At 66.4% G+C, this 5,841-nt stretch carries 5 protein-coding genes and 1 pseudogene; 2 read left to right on the forward strand and 4 right to left on the reverse strand.

What is annotated here, in order from left to right; genetic code table 11:
* Positions 1 to 431 (forward strand): annotated as a pseudogene (locus B2W55_RS33895) (hypothetical protein); the annotation flags it as partial.
* A gap of 9 nt (positions 432 to 440) precedes the next feature.
* Entirely contained in the window at positions 441 to 1,538 is a 1,098-nt protein-coding gene (locus tag B2W55_RS33900) for a quinone-dependent dihydroorotate dehydrogenase (protein WP_291532743.1), read from the forward strand.
* Positions 1,539 to 1,706: 168 nt separating this feature from the next.
* On the opposite strand, the gene B2W55_RS33905 is transcribed toward B2W55_RS33900, so the two are convergent.
* The 4 genes from B2W55_RS33905 to B2W55_RS33920 all read right to left on the reverse strand — a co-directional run.
* The gene (locus tag B2W55_RS33905; protein WP_024581781.1) at positions 1,707 to 3,026 is read right to left on the reverse strand and encodes an MATE family efflux transporter; all 1,320 of its coding nucleotides are present in this window, start codon (positions 3,024 to 3,026) and stop codon (positions 1,707 to 1,709) included.
* Between the two features lie 119 nt (positions 3,027 to 3,145).
* On the reverse strand, positions 3,146 to 3,880 hold the full coding sequence (locus B2W55_RS33910) for an MBL fold metallo-hydrolase (protein WP_024581782.1): 735 nt from the start codon (positions 3,878 to 3,880) through the stop codon (positions 3,146 to 3,148).
* A 22-nt stretch (positions 3,881 to 3,902) separates the two neighbouring features.
* Complete coding sequence (locus B2W55_RS33915; RefSeq protein ID WP_024581783.1) at positions 3,903 to 4,211, reverse strand: DUF6460 domain-containing protein; 309 nt, start codon at positions 4,209 to 4,211, stop codon at positions 3,903 to 3,905.
* Between the two features lie 99 nt (positions 4,212 to 4,310).
* A partial coding sequence (locus tag B2W55_RS33920; RefSeq protein ID WP_291532744.1) for a cisplatin damage response ATP-dependent DNA ligase occupies positions 4,311 to 5,841 on the reverse strand: 1,531 nt, incomplete at its 5' end.

The following is a 5,841-nucleotide window of genomic DNA, read 5'->3' on the forward strand; positions in this document are numbered from 1 at the left end:
CCTTCCATTGGTTCGACACCGTGGCGGTGCGCGCCGAGTGGCAGCGCATCCTGCGTCCGGGTGGCCTGGCACTGATCTATTGGAATTCACGACTGCTCGATGCCAGTCCGTTCCTGATCGGCTACGAACAGTTGCTGCTGGACTACGGTACCGACTACACCGCCGTGGCCGAGCGCTACCAGGACGATGCCACCATGCAGGCCTGGTTCGGCCCCGGTCTGCGCGGCAGGGTGGAGCTGCCGAACGTACAGCATCTGGATTTCGATGCCCTGCGCGGGCGCCTGCTGTCCTCCTCCTATGCCCCGCAATCTGGTCATCCGCGCCACGCGCTGATGATCGACGCTCTGCAGGACCTGTTCGCCGCCCACGCGGTCGACGGCCAGGTCGCTTTTGAATATCGAACCCGAGCCTTCCTCGGCACGCTGGACTGAAACCTACGCATGTATTCGCTTGCCCGCCCCTTCCTGTTCTCGCTCGACGCCGAGCGCGCCCACGGCCTCGGCCTGTCCGCACTGGACCTGGCCTATCGCACCGGCACCACGCCGCTGCTGGCCGCACGCATCGCGCCGATGCCCAGCACGGTGTTCGGGCTGACCTTCCCCAATCCGGTCGGCCTGGCCGCCGGCCTGGACAAGAATGGCGAGCACATCGATGCATTGTTCGCGCTGGGTTTCGGCTTCGTCGAGATCGGCACCATCACCCCGCGCCCGCAGGCCGGCAATCCGCAGCCGCGGCTGTTCCGCCTGCCGGCGCACAACGCGATCATCAACCGCATGGGCTTCAACAATGACGGCGCCGAAGCCGTGCTGCGTCGGCTCGTCGCGCGCGCCGGCGGCGGCGGCATCGTCGGCGTCAATGTCGGGGCCAACAAGGATTCAGAGGACCGCACCGCCGATTATGTGAAGCTGATCGAGACCTTTGCGCCGGTCGCGAGCTATTTCACCGTCAACGTGTCCTCGCCGAACACGCCGGGCCTGCGCAACCTGCAACAATCGGCGGCGCTCGACGATCTGCTGGCGCGGGTCATCGACACCCGCGAGCGCGTGCGCAGGAACGCTGGCGATTCACCGGTACTGCTGAAGATCGCGCCGGATCTGAGCCTCGCCGAGCTCGACGACGTCGTGCACGTCGCCCGCTCGCGGCGCGTCGACGGCATGATCGTCGCCAACACTACGCTGGCGCGTCCCTCGACCTTGCGCGAGGAGAACCGCGCCAAGGAGCAGGGCGGCCTGTCGGGCCGTCCGCTGTTCCGGTTGTCGACGCGGATGGTGGCCGAGACCTATGTCCGCGTCGAAGGCGCGTTTCCGCTGATCGGCGTCGGCGGCATCGATAGCGGTGGCGCCGCGCTGACCAAGATCCGCGCCGGTGCCAGCCTGATCCAGCTCTATTCCTCGCTGGTCTACAAGGGCGTCGGCCTGGTCGACGACATCAAGCGCGACCTGTCCTCGACCTTGCTGCGGACGGGGCGCGATTCGTTGTCGGAGATCGTCGGCGCCGATGCCGCGACCATCACGGCCGAGGACTGGCCGGTGAGGTAGATGTTCTTACTTCGCCCCGCCTGCGGGGAGAGGTCGGATTGCATCGTCAGATGCAATCCGGGTGAGGGGGAGCCTCCGCGTATCAGCTCTTACCGTTTCGCGGAGATAGCCCCTCACCTCAACCCTCTCCCCGCAAGAGCGGGGCGAGGGAGCAGAGCGCCGCCTGGTTCACTTGAACGTCTTCCGCAGCATCGCCGGATAGCGCAGGCCTTGCAGGCCGCCGCGCGCGACGTAGAAGCCGATCAGTGCGATCCACAGGCCGGTGTTGCCGTAGCCGCTGAGTGCCCACCAGGTGACGAGGAAGATCGCGAGCGAGGCCAGCATCAGATTGCGCATCTCGCGCGCCCAGGTGGCGCCGACATAGATGCCGTCGAAGCCGAAGGCGAATACGCCGGGCAGCGGCGCCAGGATCACGAACGGCAGGAAGTCGCGCGCATAGCGGCGCACCTCGTCGCTGGTCGTCATCAGACGGATCAGCGCCGGTCCGAACAGCGCGAACAGCACCGACACGACCAGCGCGAAGCCGATGCCCCACAGCAGAACCAGCCGGGTCGAATCGGCGAAGCCGCGTCCGTCGCGGGCGCCGAAAGCACGGCCGCACAACTGCTGGGCGGCATTGGCGAGACCGTCGAGGAAGAAGGCGCTGACCAGCAGGAAGTTGTTCAGCACCGAATTCGCCGCCAGCGTGACGTCGCCCTCGCGTGCGCCCTTGGCGGTGAAGAACAGGAACACGACGATCAGCGCCGCGGTGCGCACCATGATGTCGCGGTTGACGGCCAGCATCCGCATCAGCTTGGCGCGGTCGAACAGCGTGGCCGCGGGAACGGCGAAGCCGGTTTGCGAGAGCCGCCACGCCACCACGATGCCGGCGGCAAAGCCGCTGGTCTCGGCGAGCACGGCGGCGATCGCAGCACCCGCGATCCCGGCGCCATAGACCTGCACCAGCAGCACGGTCGCGGCCATGCTGATCAGGTTGATCACGATTTGCAGGACCAGCGCCAGGTTGGCGCGCGCCTGCCCGACCAGCCAGCCCAGGATGACGTAATTGGCGAGCGCCAGCGGTGCCGACCAGATCCGGATCATGAAATAGGTCCTGGCCGCGCGCGTGACGCCCTCGCTGCCGCCCATCAGTTGGAACGTGATTGCGGCGAGCGGCACTTGGAGCGCGATCAGCGCCGCTCCGATCAGGCCGGCGACGATGAAGCCGCGCACCAGGATCGCGGCGTATTCCTGCGGTTCGCCGGCGCCTTGCGCCTGCGCGGTGAAGGCCAGCGTGCTCATGCGCAGGAAGGCGAACAGCCAGAACAGGCAATCGAAGATCACCGAGGCCATCGCCACCCCGCCGAGCAGCGCGGCATCGTCGAGGCGGCCGATCGCAGTGGTCGAGACGATGCCGATCAGCGGCGTGGTCAGATTGGCGACCATCGCCGGTCCGGCGATGGCGAACACCTGGCGGGTCGTGATCTTCTGATGAATGGGCGCGTGCATGGCCAGAGTTGCGAGCAATCCAGGTTTTTACCGCGTCGTCCGGCGCGCGACCATGGGGGAATTGTTCTGAGAGCAATGCGGTGGCGAGGGGCGGGGTCGCCCGACGCGGAAATGCACCGTCAGAACACCACGACCATGCCGTCGCTCGCAACCGTGTAAGGCAGGTCGCCGACGCGGCCCAGCATGTCGTCGCTCATATGCGTCAGCACCACGCGCCGGGCGTTGATCTCGGGCAAATGCGCTTCCAGCGTTTTCAGACTGAGATGGTTCTTGACCATCCTGTCGTAGGTATAGGCCTCGGCGATGAAGAGATCGGCGTCCCGCGCGGCCGGGATCAGCGCGTCGGTCCATTCGGTGTCGGCGCTGTAGCTGATGACGCGGCCTTCCGCCTCGATGCGATAGGCCAGAAACGGCCCGCCGGATTCGCCATGCACCACCGGATAAGGTGTTACGGTCACCTCGCCGAAGCAGCGTCGCTCCTGCGGGGCGAGCGTGACGACGGAGAGATCGAAGCGCTGTCTGGTCCTGGAGGAGTGCTCGAACATCACCTCCATCACCTCTGGCAATTTCGTCTCGATCCCCTGCGGTCCGGCGATCACCAGCGGTCGGCTGCGGCGGGTGAACTGTGCGTCGAGCAGGAAGAACGGCAATCCGGCAAAATGATCGCCATGGAAATGCGTGATCAGGATCAGGTCGATCGCGTCGCGGTCGATCTCGAGCCGCTTCATCGCCGGCAGCGACGAGGCGCCGCAATCGATCAGGAGATTGGTGCTGTTACCATTGAGGTGGAAACAGGTGTTGAAACGGCCACCGGAGCCGAACGCATCGCCGCAGCCGACAAATCGCAATTGCATCGGCTGCGGGCTTTCCTTCGGACTAGCGGCCGCGCGGCGCGCCGAACAGCCGCGACAACAGCCAGATCGGGATCACGATCACGGCGCCGAGCAGGAAGTAGCGCCAGGCCCAGTTGATCGCATCGAAGCCGAAGTCCCAGATCGTCTGGAACAGCCTGCGGACGCTATTGAGGATATTCCAGGGGTCGAGGCCGATCGCGGCGAGCACGACGCCGACCAGGATCGAGAGCAGGATCAGCCGGAACGCCACCGAGAGCGGCGAGCCGCCGAGAAAGCGGTACAGGCCGTCGCTCTGGCCACCGGCCGGCAAGTCCCTGACGTCGTTCGGCATCTGTATCTCCTGGCGGAATCGTCCGCGCATTATAGGTCACGGCGGAGCACATGGGAAATCCGTGAGCGGCGATCAATGGTTGCCATGTCGCTTGCGGGTTTAACTTCCTGTCATGGAGATTAACATCCGTTCAAGCGTCTCCAGCCGGTCGGCCTCACGCGGCGGCTTGTCCCAGCGCAGCCGGCTGATCCGGGGAAAGCGCATCGCGACGCCGGATTTGTGCCGCGGCGAGCGCTGCAAGCCCTCGAAGGCGACTTCCAGCACCAGCCCCAGATCCGGCTCGTGCACGACGTGGCGCACCGGACCGAACTTCTCGGTGGTGTTGCGGCGGACGAAGCGATCGATCTGCAACAGCTCCTCGTCGGTGAAGCCGAAATAGGCCTTGCCGACCGGCACCAGCTCATCGCCGGCATCGCCGCGGGTCCAGACCCCGAAGGTGTAGTCGGAGTAATAGGACGAGCGCTTGCCGTGGCCGCGCTGGGCATACATCAGCACCGCATCGATGATGTGCGGATCGCGCTTCCATTTCCACCACGGGCCTTTCGGCCGCCCCGGCAGGTAGGGCGCGTCGCGCCGCTTCAGCATCACGCCTTCGACCGCGTCGGCATCGTCGCCGGCGCCCGCGCTCCTGGGATCGGCGCGCGCGGCGGCGAGGTCTTCCCAGCTCGCGAACGGGACGGTCGGCGACAGGTCGATGCGCGGATCGCCGAGCTTGGCGACGAAGGCTTCGAGATGCGCACGCCGCTCGGTGAACGGCAGCTCGCGCAGATCGTTCTCATCGTCGCCGAGCAGGTCGTAGGCGCGCAGATGGATCGGGAATTCCTTGATCAGTTTCGGCGAGACGACTTTGCGGTTCAGCCGCTGTTGCAGGACGTTGAAGGTCTGCACGCGGCCGTCGCGCAGCACCAGCAATTCGCCGTCGATCGCGCCGGGCAGATGCAGCGAGGGCACCAGGTCGGGGAAGCTGCCGGTGATGTCCTCGCCGGTGCGCGAATAGAGCCGCGCCTGGATGTGGCCGCGTGTATCGCGGCCGGCGACGGCCTGGACGCGGATGCCGTCCCACTTCCATTCGGCGCTGAAATCGGCGGCGTCGAGATTGGCGAAGTCGGTATCCTCGATCGCATGCGCCAGCATCACCGGGCGGAACGGCGTCGGGTCGCTGTTGACCGGTTTGTTGCCGCGGCCTTCGAGCCAGGCGAACAGGTCGAGATAGGGTGGCGACAGGCCCGGCCACATCAGCTCGATCTCATGCGGGTCCTTGTCGCCGAGCGCTGCCGCCGCGGTCTTCGCCAGCCGCGCCGAGATCCCGATCCGCATCGCACCGGTGACGAGCTTCAGCAGCGCCCAGCGTCCGGTCTCGTCGAGCTCGTCCAGCCAGCGCGCCAGCTGCGCCGGCAGCTCGGCCTTGCCGAGCGTACGCAGCGTGGTGACGACGTCGGTCAGCGTGGGAGGAGGCGGGTTGTTGTGCGTGTGTGGAATCTCACTGCGATCTTGCCCGTGGTGCCCCTCTCCCCAACCCTCCCCCGCAAGGGGGGAGGGAGCCTGCCCAGTGGAGCGTCCCTCACTGACGTCAATTCCTTCAACATCGTCGTGAGGTGAGCACGCCGGTTGGGCTCCCTCCCCCCTTGCG

Source organism: Bradyrhizobium sp. UBA2491 (assembly GCF_002341725.1).
Lineage (GTDB): Bacteria > Pseudomonadota > Alphaproteobacteria > Rhizobiales > Xanthobacteraceae > Bradyrhizobium.